Origin of the sequence: Arthrobacter glacialis (assembly GCF_002909415.1) — a bacterium.
In the GTDB taxonomy this organism is placed as follows: Bacteria; Actinomycetota; Actinomycetes; order Actinomycetales; family Micrococcaceae; genus Specibacter; species Specibacter glacialis.
On sequence record NZ_PPXB01000013.1, the window covers coordinates 94,589 to 119,942 of the forward strand.

The 25,354-nt window shown below is 61.6% G+C and carries 22 protein-coding genes, 1 tRNA gene, 1 pseudogene and 2 riboswitches; of the genes and pseudogenes, 17 read left to right on the top strand and 7 right to left on the bottom strand.

The features are described 5' to 3' along the window. The first annotated feature begins 62 nt into the window (after positions 1–62). The 3 genes from guaA to CVS28_RS15155 all read left to right on the top strand — a co-directional run bounded on the left by guaA (position 63) and on the right by CVS28_RS15155 (position 6,502). Entirely contained in the window at positions 63–1,652 is a 1,590-nt protein-coding gene (gene guaA, locus CVS28_RS15145) for a glutamine-hydrolyzing GMP synthase (protein ID WP_103482038.1), read from the top strand. 111 nt (positions 1,653–1,763) lie between these two features. Continuing rightward, positions 1,764–5,969, top strand: a complete 4,206-nt coding sequence (locus tag CVS28_RS15150; protein ID WP_103482039.1) for a DUF4011 domain-containing protein — start codon at positions 1,764–1,766, stop codon at positions 5,967–5,969. Between the two features lie 17 nt (positions 5,970–5,986). Beyond that, positions 5,987–6,502, top strand: a complete 516-nt coding sequence (locus tag CVS28_RS15155) for a hypothetical protein (RefSeq protein WP_133159165.1) — start codon at positions 5,987–5,989, stop codon at positions 6,500–6,502. A 19-nt stretch (positions 6,503–6,521) separates the two neighbouring features. Here the strand turns inward: CVS28_RS15155 and CVS28_RS15160 are convergent, their stop codons facing one another. Continuing rightward, a complete protein-coding gene (locus tag CVS28_RS15160; RefSeq protein ID WP_243399915.1) occupies positions 6,522–7,142 on the bottom strand; it encodes an RcpC/CpaB family pilus assembly protein in 621 nt (206 codons plus the stop codon). 289 nt (positions 7,143–7,431) lie between these two features. Here CVS28_RS15160 and CVS28_RS20195 point away from each other — a divergent pair, with 289 nt between their 5' ends. Further along, positions 7,432–7,578 carry a hypothetical protein gene (locus CVS28_RS20195; RefSeq protein ID WP_243399919.1) on the top strand — a complete coding sequence of 49 codons (147 nt, stop codon included), beginning with the start codon at positions 7,432–7,434 and terminating at the stop codon, positions 7,576–7,578. Positions 7,579–7,640: 62 nt separating this feature from the next. Here CVS28_RS20195 and CVS28_RS20200 read toward each other — a convergent pair. Beyond that, positions 7,641–7,820, bottom strand: a pseudogene (locus CVS28_RS20200) (FmdB family zinc ribbon protein); the annotation flags it as partial. A 16-nt stretch (positions 7,821–7,836) separates the two neighbouring features. Further along, positions 7,837–8,460, bottom strand: a complete 624-nt coding sequence (locus tag CVS28_RS15170; protein WP_103482041.1) for a 5-formyltetrahydrofolate cyclo-ligase — start codon at positions 8,458–8,460, stop codon at positions 7,837–7,839. 80 nt (positions 8,461–8,540) lie between these two features. Here CVS28_RS15170 and galU point away from each other — a divergent pair, with 80 nt between their 5' ends. The 10 genes from galU to CVS28_RS20205 all read left to right on the top strand — a co-directional run bounded on the left by galU (position 8,541) and on the right by CVS28_RS20205 (position 17,424). After that, a complete protein-coding gene (gene galU, locus CVS28_RS15175; RefSeq protein WP_103464791.1) occupies positions 8,541–9,443 on the top strand; it encodes a UTP--glucose-1-phosphate uridylyltransferase GalU in 903 nt (300 codons plus the stop codon). A gap of 4 nt (positions 9,444–9,447) precedes the next feature. Beyond that, a complete protein-coding gene (locus CVS28_RS15180; protein ID WP_103464790.1) occupies positions 9,448–10,062 on the top strand; it encodes a GNAT family N-acetyltransferase in 615 nt (204 codons plus the stop codon). A 171-nt stretch (positions 10,063–10,233) separates the two neighbouring features. Beyond that, positions 10,234–11,055: a hypothetical protein gene (locus CVS28_RS15185; protein ID WP_103482042.1), complete on the top strand. Its 822-nt coding sequence runs from the start codon at positions 10,234–10,236 to the stop codon at positions 11,053–11,055. A 111-nt stretch (positions 11,056–11,166) separates the two neighbouring features. Beyond that, positions 11,167–11,955: an SDR family oxidoreductase gene (locus CVS28_RS15190; RefSeq protein ID WP_103482043.1), complete on the top strand. Its 789-nt coding sequence runs from the start codon at positions 11,167–11,169 to the stop codon at positions 11,953–11,955. Positions 11,956–12,044: 89 nt separating this feature from the next. Further along, positions 12,045–12,117 (top strand) — tRNA-Ala (locus CVS28_RS15195). Positions 12,118–12,466: 349 nt separating this feature from the next. Continuing rightward, positions 12,467–14,014, top strand: a complete 1,548-nt coding sequence (locus CVS28_RS15200) for a PTS transporter subunit EIIC (protein ID WP_103464787.1) — start codon at positions 12,467–12,469, stop codon at positions 14,012–14,014. 48 nt (positions 14,015–14,062) lie between these two features. Further along, complete coding sequence (locus CVS28_RS15205) at positions 14,063–14,527, top strand: PTS sugar transporter subunit IIA (protein WP_207797229.1); 465 nt, start codon at positions 14,063–14,065, stop codon at positions 14,525–14,527. A gap of 57 nt (positions 14,528–14,584) precedes the next feature. Then, a complete protein-coding gene (locus tag CVS28_RS15210) occupies positions 14,585–15,454 on the top strand; it encodes a PRD domain-containing protein (RefSeq protein WP_103464785.1) in 870 nt (289 codons plus the stop codon). A gap of 9 nt (positions 15,455–15,463) precedes the next feature. After that, positions 15,464–17,137, top strand: coding sequence for a phosphoenolpyruvate--protein phosphotransferase (gene ptsP, locus CVS28_RS15215; protein ID WP_103482046.1), 1,674 nt, complete (start codon positions 15,464–15,466; stop codon positions 17,135–17,137). Continuing rightward, positions 17,137–17,424, top strand: a complete 288-nt coding sequence (locus CVS28_RS20205; RefSeq protein ID WP_279325080.1) for an HPr family phosphocarrier protein — start codon at positions 17,137–17,139, stop codon at positions 17,422–17,424. Before ptsP ends, CVS28_RS20205 begins: the two co-directional genes overlap by 1 nt. A 56-nt stretch (positions 17,425–17,480) precedes the next feature. On the opposite strand, the gene CVS28_RS15225 is transcribed toward CVS28_RS20205, so the two are convergent. Next, the gene (locus tag CVS28_RS15225) at positions 17,481–18,272 is read right to left on the bottom strand and encodes an isocitrate lyase/PEP mutase family protein (RefSeq protein ID WP_243399917.1); all 792 of its coding nucleotides are present in this window, start codon (positions 18,270–18,272) and stop codon (positions 17,481–17,483) included. A 189-nt stretch (positions 18,273–18,461) separates the two neighbouring features. Here CVS28_RS15225 and CVS28_RS15230 point away from each other — a divergent pair, with 189 nt between their 5' ends. Both CVS28_RS15230 and CVS28_RS15235 read left to right on the top strand, forming a co-directional pair. Then, on the top strand, positions 18,462–19,004 hold the full coding sequence (locus CVS28_RS15230; protein ID WP_103482048.1) for a PadR family transcriptional regulator: 543 nt from the start codon (positions 18,462–18,464) through the stop codon (positions 19,002–19,004). Between the two features lie 5 nt (positions 19,005–19,009). After that, positions 19,010–20,719, top strand: coding sequence for an ABC1 kinase family protein (locus tag CVS28_RS15235; RefSeq protein WP_103482049.1), 1,710 nt, complete (start codon positions 19,010–19,012; stop codon positions 20,717–20,719). An 11-nt stretch (positions 20,720–20,730) separates the two neighbouring features. Here CVS28_RS15235 and CVS28_RS20355 read toward each other — a convergent pair whose 3' ends face one another. Beyond that, positions 20,731–21,120 (bottom strand): hypothetical protein, encoded by a 390-nt coding sequence (locus CVS28_RS20355; RefSeq protein ID WP_207797232.1) that lies wholly within the window; start codon positions 21,118–21,120, stop codon positions 20,731–20,733. Positions 21,121–21,318: 198 nt separating this feature from the next. Between CVS28_RS20355 and CVS28_RS15245 the strand changes: the two genes are divergently transcribed. Then, complete coding sequence (locus tag CVS28_RS15245) at positions 21,319–21,756, top strand: Fur family transcriptional regulator (protein ID WP_103464780.1); 438 nt, start codon at positions 21,319–21,321, stop codon at positions 21,754–21,756. 549 nt (positions 21,757–22,305) lie between these two features. Here CVS28_RS15245 and purU read toward each other — a convergent pair. Further along, positions 22,306–23,211 (bottom strand): formyltetrahydrofolate deformylase, encoded by a 906-nt coding sequence (gene purU / locus CVS28_RS15250; protein ID WP_103482050.1) that lies wholly within the window; start codon positions 23,209–23,211, stop codon positions 22,306–22,308. Continuing rightward, complete coding sequence (cycA, locus tag CVS28_RS15255) at positions 23,208–24,686, bottom strand: D-serine/D-alanine/glycine transporter (protein ID WP_103464778.1); 1,479 nt, start codon at positions 24,684–24,686, stop codon at positions 23,208–23,210. Before cycA ends, purU begins: the two co-directional genes overlap by 4 nt. A gap of 155 nt (positions 24,687–24,841) precedes the next feature. Continuing rightward, positions 24,842–24,958, bottom strand: a riboswitch (glycine riboswitch). 202 nt (positions 24,959–25,160) lie between these two features. Beyond that, positions 25,161–25,256: riboswitch (glycine riboswitch) on the top strand. Positions 25,257–25,354 lie beyond the last annotated feature (98 nt).

Sequence of the window (25,354 nt, forward strand, 5' to 3'; positions counted from 1 at the left end):
TGCTGGTCACTCAAACTGGGGGTGCGCAGCAAGCTGGCTGCGGCGTGGGTTAAGATTGAAGGGTGACTAATCCCGCTACGGCCCAGACTTCCCAGAAGCCCGTCCTGGTTGTGGACTACGGTGCCCAGTATGCCCAGTTGATTGCGCGCCGTGTGCGTGAGGCCAATGTGTACTCGGAAATCGTGCCGCATACCTATACAACTGCGCAGTTGCTGGCCAAAAACCCAGCTGCCATTATTCTCTCCGGTGGACCTTCAAGTGTCTACGCAGAGGGCGCACCCAGCGTTGGTGCTGACCTGTTCGAAACCGGCATTCCGGTCTTGGGTATTTGCTATGGTTTCCAAGCCATGGCTGCTGCCTTGGGCGGTACCGTCGCCGAAACAGGTTCGCGCGAATACGGTGCAACAAACGTTTCCCTGGTTGGCGAAAGCCGCTCCATCCTCAGCTCCACAGGTGACGTGCAAACCACCTGGATGAGCCATGGTGACAGCGTCCAGCAGGCGCCCGAGGGCTTCGACGTCCTCGCGTCCTCAGCTGGCGCACCCGTTGCCGCCTTTGCCAATGAGGAAAAGTGCCTCTTCGGTGTCCAGTGGCACCCCGAGGTCAAGCACTCCGAGTTCGGCCAGACCGTGTTGGAGAACTTCCTGTTCAACGGCGCCAAGCTGGAAAAGAACTGGACTGCCAACAGCATCCTGGACGAGCAGGTTGATCGCATCCGCGAGCAGATTGGCAGCGCAAAGGTCATTTGTGGTCTTTCTGGTGGCGTTGACTCTGCCGTGGCCGCCGCCCTGGTGCAGCGCGCTGTGGGCGACCAACTCACCTGCGTCTTCGTCAACCACGGCTTGCTCCGTCAGGGTGAGGCCGAGCAGGTTGAGCTCGACTTCGTAGCCTCCACCGGCGCCAAGCTGTACGTTGCCAACGAGCAGGACCGCTTCCTGAACGCCCTTGCCGGTGTTTCCGATCCGGAGACCAAGCGCAAGATCATTGGCCGCGAATTCATCCGCGCCTTCGAAGAAGCAGAACGCGCCATCATGGCCGAGGCAGCTTCAGAAGGCGAAGAGATCAAGTTCCTGGTTCAGGGCACCCTCTACCCCGATGTTGTTGAATCCGGCGGTGGTGAAGGCGCAGCCAACATCAAGAGCCACCACAACGTAGGCGGTCTGCCCGAGGACCTGCGCTTTGAGCTCGTTGAGCCGTTGCGTGCCTTGTTCAAGGACGAGGTCCGTGCCGTGGGCGCCGAACTGGGCCTGCCTGCCGAAATCGTTGGCCGCCAGCCGTTCCCCGGCCCCGGCCTAGGTATCCGCATCGTCGGCGAAATCACCGGCGAACGCCTGGAACTGCTGCGCAAGGCTGATGCCATTGCCCGCGCCGAGCTCACAGCTGCCGGCCTGGACAATGAAGTGTGGCAGATGCCCGTAGTGCTGCTCGCCGATGTGCGCAGCGTGGGCGTCATGGGTGACGGCCGTACCTACGGTCACCCCATTGTGCTCCGTCCGGTGTCCTCCGAGGACGCCATGACGGCTGACTGGTCACGCCTTCCGTACGATCTGCTGGCCAAGATCTCCAACCGAATCACCAATGAGGTGGAAGGCGTAAACCGCGTTGTTTTGGACGTCACGTCCAAGCCGCCGGGAACCATTGAGTGGGAGTAAAACCCACAGGACCACTGGGGAGTACCGGAAAAGCCGTTTTTCTGGCTTTATTTGGTGCTCCCCAGTGTGCCGAACAGGCATTAAAAGGCTAGGGGCGATAGCCTAAATTGCATGTCAGTATGGTCAAGACCGTTTCGCTCAAGTGCAGAGAAGAAGGCACCCGTGTCCGAAGTTGCAAGCCTCAATGTGAGTTCACCTGAACTCCAATCCTGGCTTGCTGGATTGGATTCCTATTCCGGAGCCGATACCGCCCTTGCCTTCGTAAAAACCGAGCATGGCAGCATCAGCCTCACGCACGCCCACCCCTCCGGACTGGCGCAGCTCTTGGCTGGCCGCAAAACCCGGCTATCCACGCTGATTCGCGAACCCGAACACTACGCAGCTGCCAAGCGGGCCGCCGCTGCGTTGCGGGCCAAGATCTTTGAGCTGAGTACCGATCGCGGGATCGACGTCGGCTACCTCGCCGCCGGGATGGCCCGGTGGTCTGCCTTGGGCGATGACCATGAGGCAGTCAATGCACCCGTGCTGCTGGCCGCAGTCGCACTGACGGTGCGTCCGGGCCAGGACGACTACGAACTCCAGCTCATGGAGCAGGCACAGATCAATCCCGCGCTGGTCAAGCACCTGAGCGAACACACCAACATCCACGTTGATGCTGCCGCTCTGGGCCGGCTCGCGTACAGCACCGCACGCTTTGATCCCACCCCCGTGCTGGATCGCGTCCGGAACATGCTGGCACCCATTTCAGGGTCCACCGTGGAGCATGAGCTGGTGGTTTCCAGCTTTGGCTTCCTCAATGACAACCTGAGCGACCCTGCCCTGATGGCGGGCAGTGAACTGCTGGAGCTGTTGCAGCGTCACAGTGAGGACGATGTCCTTCCGGTTGAACTGGAACCGGACTTTTCCAGGTTCACGTCCTTGGATGATCGCCGTCCGGAGGATGAAATCCTGGTGCGCGACGCCGATCGGCAACAGCAATACGTGCTGGACATGATCCGTGCAGGGGATTCGGTGCTGGTCTCAACCCCTCCGGGCACCGGGCAAACCCAAACAGCCATCAATGCGATTGCCCAGCTGGTCCATGACGGCAAGAGCGTTTTGGTGGTGGGCGAACGTCGCGGCACGCTGAACGAGTTGGCCCAGATCCTCACCGAGCATGATCTGGACTCCTTGATGCTCCAGCTCAGCGCCCAAAGCGGGCCGCAACAAATCAAATCCCAGCTCATTCGTGCCATCACACGCAACGAAAAAGCTGTTGAGCCCAAGCTGGCCAATCTGCACGAGACCTTGGTTGATCACCGGCACCAGCTGGTGGACCACGTGGCGAGCCTGCACAATGTCCGCGAGCGGTGGGGCTGCTCACCGTATCAGGCCATGCAGTCGCTGGCGGAGCTGACCTCCATACATCCGGCACCGGCCACCACTGTGCGGCTCAAGCGCAGCGTGTTGGACAGCATCCGTGACCGCAAGGAACTGACAGGGCGTTTGCGCCGTGCCGCGGCCTTGGGCGCGTTTAGCCAGGTGGCCGTGAGTAGTGCCTGGCACGGTGCCCGCATGGTCACCCGCAAGGAAACTGAAGTGGCCTACTCACTGGCCGAGCAGCTCCATGAGCAGGTTCCCCTCTTTGCCGCCAAGATGCGCGAGGTGGCTGAATTTGGCCAGATCACCCAGGGCGTTACCTTTGCCGACTGGGGCCTTCAACTGAACATGCTGGTGGCCATCCGCGAGAGCTTGGACAAGTTCAACGCCGATATTTTTGACTGGTCCACCGAAGACATGATCGCTGCCACCGCCACGGCTGCCTGGCGGCGTGAGCGCGGCATCGAAATGCCTGCCCTGCAGCGTGCACGGTTCCGCCGCAACGCCAAGGACTTGGTGCGCCCGGGCGTTCACATTGCCGATCTGCATGAGTCATTGGTTCTGGTGAATGAGCAGAGTGCCCTGTGGGCCGAGGCCGCCACCAGCAAGCGCCACCCCACGGTACCTTCGGGCCTGGCCGAGCTGAACCGAAGCTATGCGGCACTGCGGGAGAAGCTGCTGACCTTGGGTGCGGTTCTGGAGCGCACAGTGGATGGCGGTGACCTGCTGAACTTCAACGCTGGCGAGCTGGTTGGCCGTCTGGAGGCCTTGGTGGCGTCCAAGGAAACGTTGGAGACGCTGCCTGAGCGCACACTGTTGCTGGACGGCCTGCGCGAGCAGGGACTGGGCGAATTGCTGGCTGATCTGGCTCACCGTGAGGTTCCCGCCGAGCAGACCGGGTCAGAGCTTGAATTGGCGTGGTGGCAGTCTGCCCTTGAGGCGATGATTAGCGGGGATGAATACCTTGCCATGTCCGACGGCGCCAACCTGCGCCGTTTGGAGGCCGAGTTCCGCTTGGCTGACCAAACCCATGTTGCCTCCGGGCCCGGCCGCATTCGCTGGCGTTTGGCGCAGCAGTGGACTGAAATCCTGGCTGGCCGCAACCGCCAGGGCGAAATGCTGCGCAACGTTTTGAAGGATGGCCGGGTTTCCTTGGCCGCACTGAGTGCTCAAGCGCCGGACTTGTTGCGCAACTTGGCTCCCGTGTTTGTGCTGAGCCCCCTGGTGGTGCCCACGGCAATCCCCTCCGATTACCGCTTTGATGCAGTGATTATCCTGGATGCCGAATCAACATCATTGCAATCGGCCCTGCCAGCGTTGGCCCGTGCCGACCAAGTGGTTGCCTTTGGGGATGAGCAAACAGCCTGCCCCAAGAGTTTCACCGTGGCTGTCAGCTCACCGTCGCAGCGCGGCAGCGAGCAACACCCACTGGAAAGCGTTTTTGGTGCACTGTCGCGCGTGTTGCCGCGCCACCGCCTGACGGTTTCCTACCGTGCCGTGGATGAAGAGTTGGTCCGCCAGCTCAGCAATGGTTTCTACGACGCCCAGCTCGAACGCCTGCCCGATGGCCGCGCCGTGACTGGCCTTGAACGCTCACTCACCGTGGACTACCTGCCTGACGGCAAGGGCCTGCCGGGTGCTGGCGACGGTGGTGTCGAGTCAGTGGTGGCTGAGGTGAACCGCGTTGTGGACCTGGTGTTTGAACACGCCAGGGTACGTCCGCGCGAGTCGTTGGCGGTTATTACTGCCAGTGACCGCCACGCGGTACGTGTGGCGCAGGCCATCCGGATCCACATGGCCAACCATCCTTTGCTGGGCGAGTTCTTCGCATCCGGTCCTGAGTCTTTCCGTGTGGTCACGGTGGACAGGGCTGCCGGCTTGGTCAGGGACAGGGTTATCTTCTCCCTAGGTTATGGCCGGACACCCCATGGCCGCGCCCTGCATGGCTTTGGTCCGTTGTCCGAGCCTGATGGCCGCGCCAAGTTTGCGCTGGCCATGACCCGTGCCCGGACTCATATCCACATCTTGACCTGCTTCCGTCCCGAGGATCTGGACGAGCAGCGTTTGAGCTACGGCGCCACCGACTTCTTTGAGCTGCTGGACCGTGAACTGGCCGGGAATTCGTTGTTGGGCACACCCGCATCGCGCGCCCAGGACAGCGAACGGATCACGGGTGAAGACCCCTTGGTGGCCGACCTTGCCGACAGGCTCCGTGCCCGCGGGGCCCGCGTGTGGCACCACTACGACGGCGCCCTGGACATGGCGGCAGCCCCGGATCCCATCCAGTTGTTGGGCCGCGCCGAGCATGAGATCCCTGTCCCTGTGGCAGTTGAATCGGATGGCACCGCCAAATACCAGAACATGAGTGTGCGTGAGCGGAGTCGCCTGCGGCCCGAGATGCTGGAACGCCTGGGTTGGCGCTACGTTCCGCTGTGGACCATTGAAGTCTTCACGGATCCCTCGAGTTGTGCCGACCAAATTGGCCGTTTCCTGGGCCTGTCCTCCACAGCTGGCGACGCCGATCTGGCCTCCCTGATGGGCACCTCCTTGGATACGTCAATGACGGCCGTGATCGATTCGCCCCGTTCGCGGCGGCGCAGCGGAACAGCCGCCGAGACAAACAACGACGCAGTCGAAGCGCCCGGGGAAACCCAGAGCGAGGACATGGCGCCGGAACTGGAACAAGATTTAGTGAGTGCTGAAAGCGAGAAGTCAGTGAGTGAGCAGGCTGCGAATATGAACGAGACTGAGTCAGCGGCTGAAACCACTGCCGAGGCCATGGCCGAACCGGCTGCAGAGTCCGCTCAGGAGGCGGCCGGCGACTTGGCACCGTCATCGGATTCGGGCGTCTTGCCCAAGGTAGCTCCGCACGACGCCGACCACACCTGGGGCGACACACCCACAGCCAAGGGCCATGACGAATGGCTGCGCGAGAACAAACCCCCGCACTGGGGCTAAAGACTAAAAGGATCACCATGGCTACTTCGCCACAAATTCCAGGAATGGGCGCATTCGTGGACAAGAACCCCGGGGCGTCCATGCCGGAAACTCCAGGGCTTGTTAAAGTTGCAGCCAGACTCTTGGGACTTTGCGCCGTTGTGCAGATTGTTGCGAGCATTTTTGGCCTGATCTATGCATCCTCTCCTGAACGGCTTGCCGCCATCCAAGCGCAGATCGATGTCATGAGCGGGGACGTGCCCAGCCTGGAATTGATGCGCAACATGGGCTTGCTAACGGTGATCATGGCTGGTGTTGTGACGGTGGGAGCCTACCTCTTCATCAGTTTCTTCCTACTGCGCGGCCGGTCATGGGCGCGGTCAACGGCTGCTGTCCTGGTGGCACTGACGTTGATCCAGTTGGTCGGCATCAGCTTCCCGGCAGGCCTGGCAACTGTGGCGCAGCTTGTTCTGGGCGGCGTGGCCGTGGGTCTTTGCTACCTGCCTGCCAGTACCAGGTACTTTGCTGCCGCCAAGGCTGCCCGCGGCCAGTAGCACCGATTCCGGGGGAGCGTCAGTTCAGCAGTATCAGGAACACTTTCCCCCGGTTGATGGCGCCGGCCAACGGTACCGCCTGTTCGGGAGAGGCAGCAACCACCACAATCCCCTCATTCTCTTGGGCGGGAAGAAGTCCGCCGCTTTGAGGAGCCAGGGCGGGTGTCCAGAGAACGGGAACATCACTGGCGAGCACTTCATTGGTGACTGGCCCGTCCAGTCCTGCACTGCTGCTCAAAACCACTGTCACCAGCTGTCCTTGGCGCAGCAACGTCACAGTGGTGGGATCGCTCAACCGAACCGGGACTGCCTGACTGCCAGGTGGTGCACCCACTAGTAGTTCGTTACCCAGCAACGAGGCGTCGGTGAGGACTTCTCCGCGGCGGACGGGCCCTGAAAGCTGCCGGCCCGTCCACGCGGTGGTTGTGCCATTTTCTGGCGATAGGACAGATTCTGGTAGCAATGAGCCGTCTGGCACCATGGCCGGGCTGACTGCGGATTGACCAAGATCGGATGGGCTGAGAACATGCCCGGCAGGAAGGTCCCGCGCAGCAAGCAAAACGGTGGTTGTGGGAGGACTAGCAGGGGTTAGCTGCTCAACAGCAATGGCGGCTGCCGCACACAGCAGCAGAGCTGCCACAAGTCTTCGTCGGCGCATCACCAGACGAAAGAATTTCCCCCATGCTGTTTGTGGTGATGTCCGTCCCGACCAATGTCGGGATCGCCACGCAGGTCCTGGGTACGTGGGCGGAGGTGCGGGAACACGATTTGCTTTCATGCACCCACGCTAAGGGTACGCGCCCGCCCGCAAAAGTGGCTCTCGCCCTATTGTGGACAGTGCATGGCACAGCTGTCCCTGTGGAGGAACTAAAGGATGGAAGAGAGCCCGACGAGAGCCCAAATCTCCGTGATACTAGGCGGCACCAACAGTGGCGGCCTTGGCTGGCGCTGCGCTGTTGGAGGTGCTGCTGGAACTTGAACTGCTGCCAGCGGAACTGCTTGCCGGGGCCGGCTCTGAGCTGGTGCTTGCCGTAGCTGCCACCGAGCTGGAGGTGGAGCGGGAATCGGTGCGGTAGAAACCGGTGCCTTTGAAGACGACGCCAACGGAGTTGAACTTCTTGCGTAGATTTCCGCGGCATTCCGGGCAGACAGTCAACGAGTCATCGGTAAATGACTGCTGAATATCAAAAGCATGGCCGCAATCTTTGCAGGCGTAGGCATACGTGGGCACTAATTTTCCTCCTGGATACATGCGTTGGAACCCTAACCGCCAGTCGCGTGGCTGGCAGTCCATGGTCCCAAGCGCTAATTCTACCATCGCAAGCTAGAACGCCTCAGGGCTCCTGGGCATTCCCGTTACCTAGGGGTGGGCCGCAGCGTTGGTAGCCGGCTGGAGTGAGTGCATGGGTGACTCGTGTATCGAGGAAATCATGGGGGAGCAGCCCCGGCGCCACCAGTTCATGGGCATAGACCACGGCGGCCACGGGGAGAGCCGGAATGGTGGCCAAGAACCTGTCGTAGTAGCCGCCACCCTGCCCCAAACGCACACCTGCTGTGTCCACGGCTAGTGCGGGAATCAGGATGGCTTCCACCGAACCCAGTGCGGCAAAGGAGAGTCGCGGGCCAACTGGTTCCATGACCGGTGCCAGGGTGCTCTTGGCCATCTGGATTCCCGGGTGCCAGAGAGTCCAGCTCAGCCGATATTCGGGCTCGCATACCGGAACATAGACCGTGTGCCCGGCCGCCGTCCACGCCTCTAGCAGCGGCGCAGTTGGTGGTTCATGGCCCATGGAGACGTAGGCGCATGCGGTCATGCCAGCAGCGGCTGGGGCCAACATGTCCAAGGAAGCCAACCAGTCAAGCCCCACGCGGGCCAGCTCAGGGCCGGCGGCTGGCGCCACGGACTGGCGCTGGGCGCGGATTTGGGCCCTCCACTCGGCTTTGCTCATTGTGCTCATGTCTGTCCGCTCGAGGTGGGGAATACTGGCCTAAGCAACACTATCCATGATTTCGCTTGGAATTCCGCTAACCTTGGGGCATGACTCCTGCACAGCGCGTTCGTAAAGCGGTAATTCCCGCAGCCGGTTTGGGCACTCGATTCCTGCCAGCAACCAAAGCCATGCCCAAGGAAATGTTGCCTGTTGTTGACAAACCAGCCATCCAATATGTTGTCCAGGAGGCAGTAAGTGCCGGACTGACAGACGTTTTGATGATCACAGGCCGCAATAAGCGGGCTCTTGAAGACCACTTTGACAGGGTTCCCGTCACCGAGCAGTTGCTGCAGGAAAAGGGCGACGTCGAGCGCCTCGCCGCTGTCCAGCACGCCACGGATTTGGGCGAGATCCACTATGTCCGCCAGGGCGACCCCAAGGGGTTGGGGCATGCAGTGTTGCGCGCCAAGACCCATGTGGGCAACGAGCCGTTTGCCGTGTTGCTCGGCGATGACTTGATTGACGAGCGCGATGAGCTGCTCACCGCCATGATTGCCGTGCAGGAACGCACCGGCGGCTCAGTGGTGGCCTTGATCGAGGTTCCGCAGAACAAGATCTCCTCGTACGGTTGCGCCGACATGACAGTCATTGAAGGCGAAGACTACGTTCGCGTCAACCACCTGGTCGAGAAGCCGGCCATCGAGGACGCACCGTCCAACCTGGCCGTCATTGGCCGCTACGTGCTCCACCCGGCCGTCTTTGAAGTACTGGAAAACACCCCTCCGGGCCGTGGCGATGAAATCCAGCTCACCGATGCGCTGCAGACCCTGGCCACGATGGACGGCGAAGGTGGGGGCGTGTATGGCGTCGTATTCCGTGGCCGCCGCTATGACACTGGCGACAAGTTGAGCTACCTCAAGGCAGTGGTGACCTTGGCTTGTGAAAACGAAGAGTTGGGCTCGGACTTGCGTGAATGGCTGGGCGAGTTCACAGCCGACTTCCAGGTCTAAGTTCATGTGGGGGCAGGCCATCTGGCCGGTGACCTTGGAAAGCGGCGATTTGGTCCTGCGCCCCATCAAGCTTCGTGACAAGGCGGAGTGGAGCCAGGTACGCGCCAGAAATGCTGCCTGGCTTCAGCCGTGGGAGGCCAGCAACCCTGCCAGCCAGGGCCAGTTGCCCACCTTTGGTGGAATGGTGCGGGTCTTGAATCAGCAGGCGCGTGAGGCGGCGGCATTGCCGTTCATCATTACTGAGCGTGTCCCGGGCAAGTCAAAACCGGCCATTGCGGGTCAGCTGACTGTTTCCTCCATCATGTGGGGATCAGCCATGTCTGCCACCTTGGGATATTGGGTGGATCAGGACCGTGCCGGGCGTGGCATTGTTCCCACGGCCGTTGCCATGGCTACGGACCATTGCTTCCGGCAGCTAGGACTGCACCGCATGGAGATCAACATCCGCCCGGAGAACGTGGCGAGTTTGCGTGTGGTGGAGAAGCTGGGCTTCAGGGATGAGGGCCTGCGTCCTCGTTACCTGCACATCAACGGCCAGTGGGCTGACCATAGGAGTTTTGCCCTCACTGCTGAAGAGGTCCCCGAGGGGATCCTGACCCGGTGGTTGGCCAGCCGGTAGGAATCAGGTGGTGGGTTGACCGACATCGGATGTAAGAAGTGTCAGATTTATTCCCTTAGCTTGCGACACACCGCCAGTAATGCCGGTGGCGACATGTTTCCCCTCTAGGGTTGAAATGTGGCCGGACACGTGTTGCGAGCCCACCCAATCCAGCAGTTGCAGGAGACGTCAATGGAAAGCATTACTTCCGACGCCCACACCCACGTGGAGCCGGGACCTTCAACGGTCGTGCCCTCGCCAGCTGACAAGCCTTTGAAAATCCGCTGGGGCAGAACCCTGGTTGCCTGCCTGGGTCTCATGGCATTGCTGGTGGCTGGTATTTCCGGCGCGCTGAGCATGCTGTCTGTGACCACTTCCGGCTTGACCTGGGCATCCCTCGCCGTGTTTGGCTTGGTGATTGCAGGCCTCCGCACGCTTGCTGTGCGTGACCAAAATATTCGCCGTGCCGCCCGAGTTGCTGCAAATGATGCAGCAAGAGCGACTTCCGCGCAGGCCTCCACGCCCGCTCCGGAATTGCGTGAGACCACACTCTTTGATGGTGCAGAAGGCGCTCCGCCGGCGCCTGTGCAGAAACCACTCACGGCAGAGGAATTGCGCGCTGCCGCTTTGCGCGTTGCTGCCAAGGGAACCGCCGACGCCAAGTTGGCACACACCCAAACCCTCGCTGAGGGTGAGTTGGAGGTCGAAACATGGGAGCCGGTAGAGGTCCCCGTGCCCGGCTACGTGACTGCCGCCCGCGCAGCGTCGAAGGCCGAGCCTTTGGCTATTCCTATTGCCCCCAAATCCGCCGGCACCTCCATCAAGGCTGACCAGGCCGGTGTGGGTGTTGCCGGTGACCACGAAGGCGTTGCGGCTGTTCCCGATGTTCCCGGCCGGGGCGCCCCGGTTGTGGTCGCGCCCGCTGTGGTTGCACCGTCGGCGATTGCTCCTTCGGAGCGCGGAAGCTACGCCCTGAACAATTTGGACGACGTCCTCCAACGCCGTCGGGCCTAATAAACTTTTAGCCTCCCGAACGGGGAGTAGTTGTTGATGTTTTCCAAAAACATCAACAACTACTCCCCGTTCGGGAGGCTGTTTTGTCCCTCTAGGCGTAGTGTTTGAGCCATGGTTTTGATTGCGGTTGCAGGCGGTACGGGACTGGCTGGCCGGGCCGTTATTGAAGAGGTTCTGGCCCGAGGGCACAAGGTGCGCTCATTGACCCGGCGGCCTCCATCTGCCGAGGCGCGGGTGGCGGGAGCGGAGTACGTCCACTGCGACTTCCACACTGGCGAGGGCGTTGCGGCGGGGCTGCTTGGTGTTGATGCGCTGGTTGAGACGCTGGATGCCCGATCCGGCGCTGGGTTGCGGGCGCTGCCGGTCACCTCGGTGGCTGTCTTGAACGCGGCCGCCGCGGCGGGCGTTAAGCGGTGCGTTTTGCTGACCATTGTCAGGGCAGGGGAGTGCTCCGTGGGCTACTACCAGGCGCAGGCGGCGCGGGCCCTGAGTTACGAGCACTCGGGCATGGCGACAAGCGTTGTGTATTCCACCCAGTTTCACAATCTGTTGGCGGGCATTTTTTCTGCAGGTGCCAAAGTTGGTGTCATTCCAGCCTTCCGTGGTGTCTCCTTTCAAACAATTGCGACGGCGGACGTGGCGCGTGTGCTTGTTGGGGAGGCACTGGTTGAGGATCCCGGGCACAGGCCAGTTCTCGCTGGTGGGCCCGAAGTGCAGGCCATGGCGGAGCTGGCGAAGGAGTGGAAGGGCGTCACCGGCAGCAAGGCTCGCGTGACAACTATGCCGCTGCCGGGCTCCTTTGGCACGTTCCTGCGGCTCGGCAAGAATTTGATTCCGGAGCATGCCGTGGGTCAGCAGAGCTTTGGGCAGTGGCTGCAATCGATGACCCACGTTAGTTGACGGCCCTTTCGGGTTCGGCGTGAGTCATCCCTTGGAATCCACCCGATTGCAGGACTAGTCTATGAAAACGGCAGTGCACGCACTGCCAAGGGGCTATGGCGCAGTTGGTAGCGCGCTTCGTTCGCATCGAAGAGGCCAGGGGTTCGAATCCCCTTAGCTCCACCGCCGGGTGCCGCCGTGAGGGTATCAACTCCGGCGGTGAAAAATGCTCATTTCGGACCCTGTTTGGCATAGATGCCCGTCACACGTGTATGGTTGTCACGCCGCCACTTTTGGCGGTTGTCATCGGGATTGTAACTTTCGGCAATAACCTGGGACGCCACGCCTCGCGCAGCAATTTGCAGGGGCGATCCGTCTGTCTTTGTCCGAGGTTCCATCCTGACTGCGCAATTCGCGTGGGCCGCCAACGTTGCCGCCCGTCACGCACCAGCTGCGTTTCTTCTGCATGGTCCCCCTCGGCTCAGATTCTGGCTTCGACGACGTCGTCAAGCTACGAGCGAAGGGAATTGTAGTGTTCAAGCAACTTTCAAAGATCGGCAAGGCATTCATGCTGCCGATCGCCATCCTGCCGGCAGCCGGTTTGCTGCTGGGTATCGGCGGGGCCCTCTCCAACCCCACCACCGTCGCGGCTTACCCCGTGCTGGACAACCATGTCCTGCAGGGCATCTTCGGCGTCATGTCGGCCGCCGGCGCAACGGTCTTTGACAACCTGGCGATCCTGCTCGCCGTCGGCCTGTGCATTGGTCTGGCCAAGCGTGACAAGGGAACCGCCGCACTGGCCGGTGTGGTGGGGTACCTGGTCATGGTGGCCACCATCAAGTCACTTTTGGGGATCTTTACCCCCGACGCCGCAGCGATTGACACCGGTGTGGTTGGCGCACTGGTGGTGGGTGGTGTGGCTGTCATGCTGCACAACCGCTTCCACAACATTCAGTTGCCGGCCGTCCTGGGCTTCTTTGGCGGATCCCGCTTTGTCCCCATTGTTACGGCCTTTGCGGCCATCTTTGTTGGCGCTGCCTTCTTCCTCGTGTGGCCCCCCGTCCAGCTGGCGCTGGTCAACGCCGGCACGGGAATCGCCAGTATGGGCGCTTTCGGAACGTTCCTGTACGGGTCGCTGCTGCGCCTCAGCGGTGCCGCCGGCCTGCACCACATTATCTACCCCATGTTCTGGTACACCCCGCTGGGCGGCACCGAGATGGTCAACGGGGTTCAGGTGATTGGCGCCCAGAAGATCTTCTTCGCCCAGCTCGCCGATCCGAACCACGTGGGACTGTTCACAGAAGGCACCCGCTTCTTCTCAGGCCGTTTCGCCACCATGATGTTCGGCCTGCCGGGCGCCTGCCTGGCCATGTGGCACGTCATCCCCAAGGGTCGCCGCGCCAAGTACATGGGTCTGTTCGCATCGGTTGCGCTGACATCCTTCGTCACCGGCATCACCGAACCCATCGAGTTCATGTTCCTCTTTGTGGCCCCCATCCTTTACGTGGTTCACGCGGTCTTTGACGGCCTGTCCTTCCTGATTGCAGACCTGCTGAACATCAGTATCGGCAACACCTTCTCCGGCGGCCTGATCGACTTCCTGCTCTTCGGTGTGTTCCAGGGCAACGACCGCACCAACTGGCTGCTGGTCATCCCCGTGGGCATCGTGTGGTTCTTCCTGTACTACTTCACGTTCAAGTTCTTCATCAAGAAGTTTAAGTTCGGTACCCCCGGACATTTGGAAGACACGCTGGGGAACGACGCCGAGACCGCCTCCGCGGGCGACGCCGAGTTGGTTCCCGCCACAGTAGGCGACGCTGAAGCCGGCACCCCCATTCAGCGCGAAGCCGCCCAGGTTCTCGCCGCACTGGGCGGGGCCGGGAACCTGGACGACGTGGATGCCTGCATCACCCGGCTGCGTGTTTCCGTCAAGGACCCCAGCCAGGTGGACAAGGACAAACTCCGCAAACTCGGCGCCACAGGCGTTTTTGAGGTCAGCGGTGGCGTTCAGGCCGTCTTCGGCGGAAAAGCTGTCCTTTACAAAAGTGCGATTAATGAAAGCCTTGGCCTTGACGACTAATCACACGCCAAACGCTTAACCACCCTAGGAGTCAATCAGATGCTGAAAATGTTCAAGAAAAAAGGCGAACAGATCTTCGCGCCGGCCGCCGGTTCCGTCATGGCCCTTGCCGAGGTGCCGGACCCCGTCTTCGCCAGTGGCGCCGTTGGTGAGGGATTCGCCGTCGAACCTACCGAAGGTTCCTTTGTGAGCCCGGTCGATGGGGAACTGATCCTGGTTGCCAAGACGCTGCATGCCTACGCGGTCCGCACCGACGCCGGAGCCGAGATCTTGGTCCACATTGGCATGGACACGGTCAAGCTCAAGGGTGAAGGATTCACGGCTCACCGGGCAAAAGGGGAACAGGTCAAGCAGGGCGATGTCATCATCACCTGCGACCTGGCCCAGATGGCGGCATTGGTTCCGTCAATGGTGACACCGGTGCTGGTGACCAACGGCAAGGACTTTGTCATCGCCGAGACGCAAATCGGTGCTGCCAACGGAACGCCAGTCATCACCGTTCGGAAGAAATAACATGATGCCCGTCACGGGTGCCGCCTGCGCCCAGACATGTGCCAGGATCGCATCACCATGGAGCTGACTCAGGGATCCTCCGCAACCATCAAGAGGGTCTACAACAACAACGTTCTCCTCGCTGAACTCAGCGACGGCAGCGAGATGGTTCTTGTTGGCAAGGGAATCGGCTTCAACCACAAGCCGGGCGAAGCCGTTGACCTTGAAACTGCGGATCAAAGGTTCGTTCCTGACGGCAGCTACGCCGCCAGCCACGTTGCCGACATCCTCAGCGACGCTCCGCTGGAACAGATCGAGCTGGTTCAGGAAATCATGGCGATGGCCCAGACAGAGCTGAAATTGGAGCCCCGGCAGTCGCTGCTGGTCCCGATTCTGGATCATTTGGGCTTCGCCGTGCAGCGCGCTCGTGACGGCATCAAGGTTGACTTCCCGCTCAGGTGGGAAGTGGCCCAGCTATACCCGGCCGAAGGAAATTTGGGGCGGCGCGTTGTGGCACTCATCATGGAGCGGTTGGGCGTGCAGTTGCAGGAAGACGAGTGGGTGGCGTTCGCCCTGCACTTCGTCAACCAGCAATGGTCCAAGGCCGATTTTTCCAAGACTGTCTCCATGACCGAGACCATCGCCCGGGCGTTTTCACTACTGTCAGTGCGGTGGGGCAAGAACATTGATGAGAATGCGCTCAGCGCTTCACGCTTCGTGACCCACCTGCGTTATCTCTTTGCGCGCTCGGCCGAGGCCACTGGTGCCAACTCGATCCGGGTGGATGTCCTGGCATCCGTCCGCCAGGCCTACCCGGAAGCGGCGGATGCCGCCCTGGAGGTGGCCAAGCTCATTGGTGGCGCTCTTCGCCGGGAACTTGGGGATGACGAGGTCTCCTACCTGGCACTGCATACAAGTCGGCTCTATGTCGAGATGCTCAATACTTAGGATTCTTTCATGATTGACAATGCTATAGCCACCACCGGAACAGGTGTTGTGGCTGGGCTTGGCTATGCGCCCGCGCTTTGGGTGAAGCCAGCGCCCATCCTGCCCCACAGTACTGATGCCGTGGTTGCCGAGGAGGCCCGGGAAGCCGAAATTGCCCGCTGGAAAGCAGCCGTTGAGACGGTGGCGGCCAGGCTCGCAGCCCGGGCGGCGGCTGCCACGGGAGCGGCCGCCGAAGTCCTCGAAGCAACAGCAGCCCTGGCGGCGGACAAGGGCCTCCAACGGACAACAGTCAAGCTCATAGCGGCAGGGTCCACGGCTGAAGCCGGCACCGTCACGGCCATAGCGGCGTTCATCGCGAAGTTTGAAAAGCTCGGTGGCCTGATGGCCGAGCGGGCCACTGATCTTGGCGACATCCGCAACCGGGTCATTTCCGCGCTGCTGGGCTTGCCGGAACCCGGCGTCCCCACTCCACTTACCCCCATCATCCTGCTCGCCGAAGACCTCGCCCCGGCGGACACGGCAACGCTTGACCCGGCCTTGATTCACGGCATTGCAACCCGACTGGGCGGACCCACCAGCCACACGGCCATCATTGCCCGTCAGCTTGGAATCCCCTGCGTGGTGGCTGCCGCGGACCTGGCTGACATTCCTGACGGCACCCTGGTCCTCATTGACGGGGCCGCCGGCACTGTGGCGGTTGGGGCAGATCCGGCTGAGGCTGAGGCCAAGGTCCTTGCGGATGCTGCACGCCGCAAGGCCGTGCAGTCCTGGCAGGGGCCCGGCCGCACCAAGGATGGAACCGCCGTCGAAATTCTGGCCAACGTTCAGGACGGCGCCGGCGCACGGGCGGCGGCACAATTCCCGGCACAGGGAGTGGGGCTCTTCCGCACGGAATTGTGCTTCCTGTCTGCACAACACGAACCGTCGGTGGCCGAACAGGCCAGCATCTACGGTGAAGTCCTGGCAGCCTTCCCCGGACAAAAGGTAGTCATCCGCACGCTCGACGCCGGATCCGACAAGCCCGTGCCTTTTGTGGCGCACCCTGATGAGGAGAATCCGGCGTTGGGGGTGCGGGGCATCCGCCTGGGCAACGCCGACCAGGGATTGCTGGAGCGCCAGCTCGACGCCGTTGCCCTTGCCGCAGAACAGCAGGGCGTGACCGCGGCCAAGGTGATGGCACCCATGGTGGCCACCATCGATGAGGCACGCAACTTTGCCGCAGCCTGCCGTTCGCGAAAGCTTTCGCCGGGGCTCATGGTTGAGGTGCCGTCCGTGGCGTTGCTCGCCGACGCGTTCCTGGCAGAAGTGGACTTCATGTCCATCGGAACCAATGACCTCACGCAGTACACCATGGCCGCCGACCGCATGGCACCATCCCTTGCTGCACTGACAGACCCGTGGCAGCCGGCAGTTTTGCGCCTCATCCGCCTCGCTGCCATGGCCGGCGCCAGTGCCCAAAAGCCGGTTGGCGTCTGTGGCGAGGCGGCGGCAGACCCGCTGCTCGCCTGCATCCTGGTGGGGCTGGGCCTGACTAGTCTGTCCATGGCACCCAACGCCGTGGCCGCCGTCGGCCTCCAGCTTGAATCCGTCACGCTCGAGCAATGCCAGCGGGCAGCCGTCGCCGTCCTCCGCTGCACCACGGCACGTGCGGCCAGGGCCACGGCCCGCGAACTGCTTTCATAATTCACCCAAGAAATGTTCCAAGGAGTAAACGAACGACCACCCAAACAGTTGTAGTTGGATCCCCCGTGGGCCTGCACGCCCGCCCCGCCGCCCTGATTGCCAAGGCCGCAGGTGCCTACGACGAGGAGATCCTGCTGGTCCTGGACGGCGAGGAAGCAGATGCCGCCTCGTCATTGATGATCATGACCCTCGGCGCAGACTTTGGCGCGAGCGTCACTGTTGAGTCGGAGAACGCCGACGCCGTGGCGGAAATCGCCTCGTTGATCGCCAAAGACCTGGACGCCTAACGGATCACCCCAGTTGGTACAAGGCACCCCGCTCATTGGATCGGGGTGCCACTTCTTTAAGGAGTATTTCCAGCCACATGTGCCTCTAGACGCGCCTGCATCTCCCTGTAAGAGGTGGCCGCCAGAGGTTGTTTGCCGTCGCGCAGGGCGTTGGCCACGTTCACGGCCGCGTCCACGGATGCGCGGTAGGGCAGCGAACCGGAACTCACGCGCCGGACCCCTAATTCCCACAGCTCGGAAACGCTCAACGAGGGGTGTGCCAGCAGGTTGACCGGCAGCCAAATCCCGGCGGTGAGGCCCCGAATGTCCTCCGGATCCGCACCGCCGGGGACAAAGATGCCGTCGGCCCCCGCATCGGCGTATGCGCGGGCACGGCGCAGCACAACGTCCACGGCGGCTTGTTCGCCAAACCAGAAGTTATCCACCCGCGCATTGACGAACATGTCCTGGCTGCGGCGCTTGACGGCGGCGATCTTGGCGGCAAAGGCCGCTGGAGCCACCAGATGCCCGTCCGTGATGTCCTCAAGGTTGACCCCGGCCACGCCCAGGGCCGCCAGTTCGGCCACAAAGTCAGCGACCTCGGCAGGATCGTCGGAATAGCCGTCTTCGCTGTCCACCGTGATGTGGACAGCCAGCCGGCACAATTGCGCTGCCAGCGCGGCGGTTGCCGCCTTGCCGGTCCGGCCGCCGTCGGGCAGGCCCGCACTGGCCGCGATGCCAAAGCTCGTGGTGCCGACTGCGGGATAGCCCGCTGCAGCAAATGCCAGGGCCGAGCCAGCGTCCCAGGCATTGGGCAGCAGAAGCGGTGCATTACCGCGGTGGAGTTCCCTAAACGTGGCCATGTCCATTCCCATTCCAAACCAGACGAGCAACCCGAATCGCCCCCAGCCTACAAGCGTGGCAGGAGGACGCCAGGATGCAATGGGCACAACAGAACGCGGCCCCGCTCGCGTCCCCGGAACCATTGATTCTGCTCCTGCCCGGGTATATCGTTAACTATCGCTGAGTATCGTTCACGAGTGGTTGAGGAGAGCATGATGCATAATTCATTCCCGGCAGGCGGGTTTTTTGGCAACAACATGGATGGCATGTGGCAGGCCGTTGAGGAGTTGCGTTCACGGTTCGAGAAGCCCTCGGGCACGCGCGCGGGCCGCGGCGAGGTGCGATCGGCGGTGCTGGCACTACTCGCGGAAAAGCCCATGCACGGCTACCAGATCATCCGTGAAATCGAGGAGCGCAGTGGTGGCAGCTGGAAACCAAGTGCCGGCTCCGTCTACCCAACATTGCAGCTGCTGGCTGATGAGGGGCTCATCAGTGCTGAAGAATCCAACGGCCGCAAGATTTACTCGCTGACCGAGGCGGGCCGCGAGCCTGTGGCGGGAACAGATGTGTCAGCGCCGTGGGACTCAACGGGTCCTGCGCAGGGTGGCGGGTTCGCGGCGTTGCCCAAGGCTGGCATGGAGCTTGCGCAGGCGGCTGCCCAGGTTGGCCGTACAGGCACGTCGAAGCAGGTGCAGGAGGCCGTTGCGGTGCTCGATGAGGCACGGCGCAAACTGTATTCGATCCTCGCCCAGGACTGACGTAGGTGGCGTCGGTTCGTGGCGGCCGGGCAGATCCTGTGCCCGGTGCCGGGAACACCCGTGCCCGCTACCGCCGCATCCTGCGCTTCGCCGCGTGGCATCTGACGGTGACCTGGTGGTTTGAGCTGGTCCTTCCCCGGCTGGGCCTGGCCAGGGTTGCCAACCGCACCCGGGCCAAGAGGATGCGGCGTTTCGCGCAGCGTTTCCATGCCCTTGCGGTGGACCTGGGCGGTTTGATGATCAAGGTTGGCCAGTTCATGTCGTCCAGGCTCGATGTGCTCCCGCCGGAAATCACTGCCGAACTGGAGGGGCTGCAGGACGAGGTGCCGCCCGTCCCGTTCCCTGCCATTCGTGCCCTTGCCGAGGCGGAGCTGGCAGCGCCGTTGAACAAGGTGTTCGCCTGGGTTGAGGAGACGCCCATAGCTGCCGCATCCCTCGGGCAGGTTCACCGGGCACAGCTTCTTCCCGCCAATGCCGCCGACACCGGGCTCCACCAGGTGGTGGTGAAGGTACAGCGGCCGGGCATCGCGGAAATTGTGGATGTGGATCTGGCCGCACTGCGCAAGGTGGGCGGCTGGCTCAGCCACATTCGCCTCGTGTCCAACCGTGCCAACGCGCCCGCCCTGGTCGAGGAGTTTGCCCAGACAAGTCTCGAGGAGATCGACTACTTGAATGAGGCTGCCAATGCGGAACGCTTTGGTGCCGATTTCGAGAACGACAACAGGGTGGCTGTGCCCGGCGTCGTCTGGGAGCGGACCACCCGGCGGGTGCTCACGCTTGAAGATGTTACGGCGATCAAGATCACGGACACGAAGGCGCTCCTTGCCGTGGGCATCGACCCGGCGCAGGTGGCCCCGGTTTTCGCGTCGGTCATGTTTGACCAGCTGTTCACGAACGGCTTTTTTCACGCTGATCCGCACCCCGGCAATATCTTTGTCACTCCGGTCACCGATACATCGGCTGAGCACCCATGGAGGCTGACGTTCGTCGACTTCGGCATGATGGGCGAGGTTCCGCCCAGCACGCGCTCGGGCCTGCGCAAGCTGCTGATCGCGGCTGCCTCGCGCAACGGCAAGGGGCTGGTGGCAGCGATCAGCGACGTGGGTGTGCTGGTGCCGTCGGCCGACACCGCCGAGCTCGAACGGGCCATGACGCAGCTGTTTTCCCGGTTTGGCGGGATGGGGTTCGCCGAACTGCGCGAGGTGGATCCGCGGGAGTTCCGCGATTTTGCGGTGGAGTTCGGCGACGTGGTGCGTTCGTTGCCGTTCCAGCTGCCGGAGAACTTTCTGCTCGTTATCCGCGCCATGGCGCTGACTTCTGGAGTGTGCAGCTCCCTGGATGCCCGGTTCAACCTGTGGGACTCGGTGGAACCCTATGCGGCGCGGCTGTTGCGCGAGGAGCGCGGCAACATTGTCCAGGATGTTGCCCAAGAGGCGCTCGACGTCGTAGGACTCGCCCTGCGCCTGCCAAAACGCCTGGATGGACTCATCAGCACCATTGAAGACGGGCAGCTACAAATGGCCAACCCGCGCCTGGAACGGCAGCTGGCCCGGCTGCAGCGAACGGCGCAGCGGGGGATAGGGGCCCTGCTATTCGGCGCCCTGCTCATCGCCGGATCCTTGGTTCGGGCAGATGACTCGGCACTCGGCAACATGCTAATGCTGCTTTCGGTGGTTCCGCTGCTGCATGGACTGTGGGTGGGGCGCCGCCGCTGAGCCTCGCCACCTCACTCGGAGGCTGCCCCATACCCTGTGGGCAGGTGGTGCAGGTGGTGCAGGTGGTGCAGGTGGTGCAGGTGGTGCAGGTGGTCCTCCTGGTCGTCGCCCGAGCATCTCGGGTCCTTCGACGAAGTCGTAACGGATCCAGACCCGGTGATCTTCTCGGCCAGGAAACGGCTGACGTCCGGCAAATCCATCAGCTCAGTCAGCAGCCCGAGCCCTGCCTGCGGGCCGGGCTCGGGAGAGATCAATTCCGATTGTGCTCGGGTGAGGGTCAGCACTCCTTCGGCTACCGGGTGCCGCTCGGCATCCTTCTCCAGCACGAGCACGCCCACGTTGTGCAGCCCCAGCTCGCTGGCCAGCATCATCCCCGTCGGCTCGCCGCCGCTAATGATCACCTCGAACATGTGAAACCCCCATCCAATAACTCATCTTCGTGTCTGTGGGTCCGAAGGGAGGAGCCTTCGGGGCGGTCCCCATTTTCTCAAGTACTGTGGCCGCCGCCAAGCACGGCGCCAAGTCTTGGGCGGGCAGGCCTGGTGCGTGACCGCGCATAGTTGTTTTGAGTAAATCAAAACAACTGTTAGTATTGAGTTATGGGACGGGACGCGCAAGCAGACGATTTAGAGGTACGGCTTAGGTTGGCCGGACTGAAAGTGACGGCACCCCGCGTGGCCGTTCTTGGTGTTCTTGCCACCAGTGGCCATCTGGATGCCGAAGCAGTTTTCTCCCAGGTCTCCACGCCCCTGCCGAAGACGTCCCTGCAAGCGGTCTACGGCGTTTTGGCTGCGCTGGTATCGGCCGGATTGGTTCGAAAAATCGAGCCCGCTGGCTCCGCAGCGCTTTACGAGGCCCGCGTGGGCGACAACCATCATCACATGGTCTGCCTCAACTGCAAGAGTGTGGAAGATGTGGACTGCGTAGTCGGGGAGAGTCCCTGCCTGACGCCGTCGAACATGAACGGTTTCGCCGTTCAGACCGCTGAAATAACCTTCTGGGGCCTGTGCTCCCAGTGCCAGACCGCCGTCCCATAGCCTGCAGCGCGTACGGCGCCCCCCTTTTTTGGCCAGATAGCTCCATTGCTACTGCCACCAACCACATGACGTGGCGTGATTTGTTGCGCCCTCATCAAGCAACCGCAAAGGAATTATCTTGACAACATCCACCTTTTCCTCCCGCCATCCCCATATCCGCCTGTACATGAGCGAGCATGCTGATGGGGGATCCCGAGCAGCGAGCTGGGCCCCCGCGGGAAGCTACGTGACAACTGATGCGAGGCCTGCCGCACGTCCAGGCAGCTATGTGACAACCGACGCGCAGCCGTCCGGGCCAGTGGGCACCTATGTGACAACCAGCGCGAAGCTCTCTGGTCCTGTGGGCTCATACGTGAGCTGTGCCGAGCGTTCCGCGAGGTAACAGGCGCGGCATCCTCCCGGTGGTCGGGGTGCGCCACCTAGGTGCCAAATCAACGGCGGCCCAAGATGGCCAAAAACTGGCTGTACCTTGCGCCGCCGTCGTTCTTCATGATCTGCACGGGAGTTCACCTCGTGGGGAGCCTCATCGGCTGACCTAGGATGGCAGACCTAGCGCAGCACCACGGTCCGGTTCCCCGACAAAATGATCCTGCCCTCGGCATGCCACCGGACGGCGTTGGTCAGGGCCTTGCACTCAGCATCCTTGCCAACAGCCACGAGATCCGCAGGACTGAATGTGTGGTCCACGTCGATGACCTGTTGGGCGATGATCGGGCCTTCGTCCAGTTCGGCATTGACGTAGTGGGCCGTCGCACCTACGGTCTTGACGCCACGATCGTAGGCCTGGTGATACGGCTTGGCGCCCTTGAAGCTTGGCAGGAAGGAATGGTGGATGTTGATGGCCCGTCCAGATAGTACGGACGTAAGGTTGTCACTGAGAACCTGCATGTAGCGTGCCAGAACAACCAGCTCAACCTTGTACTCCTCGACCAGCGTCAGCAACTCTGCTTCGGCGGCCGGCTTCGTTTCAGGCGTTACGGGGATGTGGTGGAACGGGATCCCGTGCCAGTCAACCAGGTCCCTGTGGGTCTCGTGATTGGAGACGACGGCAACAATTTCCACCGGCAATTCACCGGTTCGGGCGCGAAAAAGCAGGTCGTTGAGGCAATGGCCAAACTTCGAGACCATGACCATGATGCGTTCCTTGCGGACCTGCGGTTCAAGACGCCAATTCATGCCCCATTGCTGGGCCACCGGCGCGAATTCCTGCCGGAGGTCTTCAGGACTTGGCCCACCAACGCCGGCTATGAAATGAACCCTCATGAAGAAGTGCCGCACCAGCTGGTCACCGAATTGCTTGATGTCCACGATGTAGCATCCGTGGTCCAGCAGGTACTGCGCCACGGCATGCACGATCCCCGGGGATTCGTTGCAATCGAGGGTGAGGATGAATGCCCCACCCTCCTGAGGATTCGCAGGAACTTTGGCCGACGGCGTCAGCGGACCGGTGCTCATTTTCCTGCCGAGCTCTCAGCTCCGAGCGGTCCCTGCGCGGAAACTCGTTCAGATTCAAGATCTGCCTTGAACTTCGCGTAGCGGGCCCGGTGGCTGGGGGTCTTGCCTACGAGGTACCAGACCACAGCCAGCACAATGAACCACAAGGGGGTCACCAGCAGGGCAATCAGCGTATCCACCTGAGTGGTCAGGGCCCACAGGACAAAGGCAAAGAAGGCGAAGACAACATAGACCATGGGAATGCCGCCAGGCATTTTGAACTTCGAGGATTCATGCAGTTCAGGGCGGCGCCGGCGGAAGGCGAGGTAGCTGGCCAGAATGATGGACCAGACAAAGACGAAGCAGACAGCGGCCACGGTTGTGACCATTTCAAAGGCCTTGCTGACATCCTCGCCGACGTACAGCAGCACGATGCTGGAGAGGAGCAAAACGCAGGAGAGAAACAGCGCATTGTTGGGGACCTTGCGCTTGGACAACTTGGAAAACCGGAAGGGGGCATCGCCCTCCTGCGCCAGACCATAGACCATGCGGGAGGTGGAGTAGATGCCGGAGTTGGCGCTGGACATCGCGGACGTGAGGACCACGAGATTGATGATGGTGGCAGCCGCGCCGAGTCCCGCCATGGAGAACATGGCGATAAACGGGCTTTCGCCTGCGACGAACTGCGTCCAGGGAATGACCGACATCAGGATGACCAGTGCGCCCACATAGAAAAGCAGGACGCGGATGGGAATGGAGTTGATGGCCTTGGGCAGGTTCTTTTCCGGATCCTTGGCCTCGGCTGCGGTGGTTCCCACGAGCTCAATGCCCACGAAGGCAAAGACGGCGATCTGGAATCCGGCAACAAAGCCCATGAATTCATTGGGGAAGAGTCCGCCGTGGCTCCACAGGTTCGTGAAGCTCGCCGTTCCGGTGTCAGATTGGAAACGGCTGAAGATCATGAACAAGCCCACACCGATCAAGGCAACAATGGCAATGATCTTGATCAGGGCAAACCAAAATTCCGTTTCGCCAAAGGCCTTCACGGTGGTCAGGTTCAGGACCAGCAAAATTCCGATGGTGACTACCCCGGGGATCCACAGCTCGATCCCCGGCAAGAGTACCTCCGAGTAGGCCGCGATGGCGATGACATCGGCGATGCCGGTGATGACCCAGCAAAACCAGTACGTCCAGCCGGTAAAGAAGCCGGCCCATGGGCCCAAAAGATCCGCGGCAAAATCGCTAAAAGATTTGTAATGGAGGTTGCTCAACAGCAGCTCACCCATGGCGCGCATGACGAAGAACAGCATGAAACCGATGATCATGTACACAAATATCACCGAGGGGCCGGCTGCGGAGATGGTCTTGCCGGAGCCCATGAACAGGCCGGTTCCGATGGCGCCGCCGATGGCGATGAGCTGAATATGCCTGTTGCTCAGCTGCCGCTCAAGGTGGGGCTCGGCCTCGGGTGTGGTGATGGATTGGTGGATCGTCAAAGGAAGGCCCTTCGTTTAGGTGGCAGGGTGCACCACGAAGATTTGCTTCCTCCCCACTCTGTCTTGGACCTGAGAGTTTCCGCGTTTCCTTAGAAATCAAGGGGACGCTTGCACCGTCGGTGAGCCCGGATGTTCGGGCTGCTTTCCAGAGTTGCCTCGCCACGGCGGTACATGGGCCTGAGAGATTCCCGGGGAGGGTTTGCTCCTTCGGCGCCCACTTGATGTCTGCGCTTCGCACAGATGTACCGGCGGAACTCTCCCGCCGCGGATCATAGGCACTTCAAATAACTTTAGTTTGGTGACGCGAGTCACAGAATATCTTGATCTTTGACCGCGTGCAAGATGAGTTCAGTATGTGGCCGGGAGCTAGAGGTGATGTCCGGAAAAATTAGTTCGCAGGCCGGACAATGTTTGGACGGAAACAATCTATCGTGTAATGTGTGCTTCGAATCACCCATATCTTAATACGCCTTTCGAACCGTGGCGGGAGAGTCCTCCCAGCAATGTGGCGGCGCCGTAGGAGCAAATCCTCCCCAGGAATCTCTCAGGCCCCCGTACCGTCATGGTGAGGCAACTCTGGAAAGCAGCTGCGGGAAACCCCAGCTCACCGACGGTGCAAAGCGGATGACAAATCCGCGGAATCTCTCAGGTCCAAGACAGAGCGGGGA

Bases quoted from the DNA above. Each gene is read 5' to 3' on its own strand.
- CVS28_RS15150 (WP_103482039.1), top strand. From the start codon at position 1,764: ATGTCAGTATGGTCAAGACCGTTTCGCTCAAGTGCAGAGAAGAAGGCA.
- CVS28_RS15155 (WP_133159165.1), top strand. From the start codon at position 5,987: ATGGCTACTTCGCCACAAATTCCAGGAATGGGCGCATTCGTGGACAAG.
- CVS28_RS15170 (WP_103482041.1), bottom strand. From the start codon at position 8,460: ATGAGCACAATGAGCAAAGCCGAGTGGAGGGCCCAAATCCGCGCCCAG.
- galU (WP_103464791.1), top strand. From the start codon at position 8,541: ATGACTCCTGCACAGCGCGTTCGTAAAGCGGTAATTCCCGCAGCCGGT.
- CVS28_RS15180 (WP_103464790.1), top strand. From the start codon at position 9,448: ATGTGGGGGCAGGCCATCTGGCCGGTGACCTTGGAAAGCGGCGATTTG.
- CVS28_RS15185 (WP_103482042.1), top strand. From the start codon at position 10,234: ATGGAAAGCATTACTTCCGACGCCCACACCCACGTGGAGCCGGGACCT.
- CVS28_RS15190 (WP_103482043.1), top strand. From the start codon at position 11,167: ATGGTTTTGATTGCGGTTGCAGGCGGTACGGGACTGGCTGGCCGGGCC.
- CVS28_RS15205 (WP_207797229.1), top strand. From the start codon at position 14,063: ATGTTCAAGAAAAAAGGCGAACAGATCTTCGCGCCGGCCGCCGGTTCC.
- CVS28_RS15210 (WP_103464785.1), top strand. From the start codon at position 14,585: ATGGAGCTGACTCAGGGATCCTCCGCAACCATCAAGAGGGTCTACAAC.
- ptsP (WP_103482046.1), top strand. From the start codon at position 15,464: ATGATTGACAATGCTATAGCCACCACCGGAACAGGTGTTGTGGCTGGG.
- CVS28_RS15225 (WP_243399917.1), bottom strand. From the start codon at position 18,272: ATGGACATGGCCACGTTTAGGGAACTCCACCGCGGTAATGCACCGCTT.
- CVS28_RS15230 (WP_103482048.1), top strand. From the start codon at position 18,462: ATGCATAATTCATTCCCGGCAGGCGGGTTTTTTGGCAACAACATGGAT.
- CVS28_RS15245 (WP_103464780.1), top strand. From the start codon at position 21,319: ATGGGACGGGACGCGCAAGCAGACGATTTAGAGGTACGGCTTAGGTTG.
- purU (WP_103482050.1), bottom strand. From the start codon at position 23,211: ATGAGCACCGGTCCGCTGACGCCGTCGGCCAAAGTTCCTGCGAATCCT.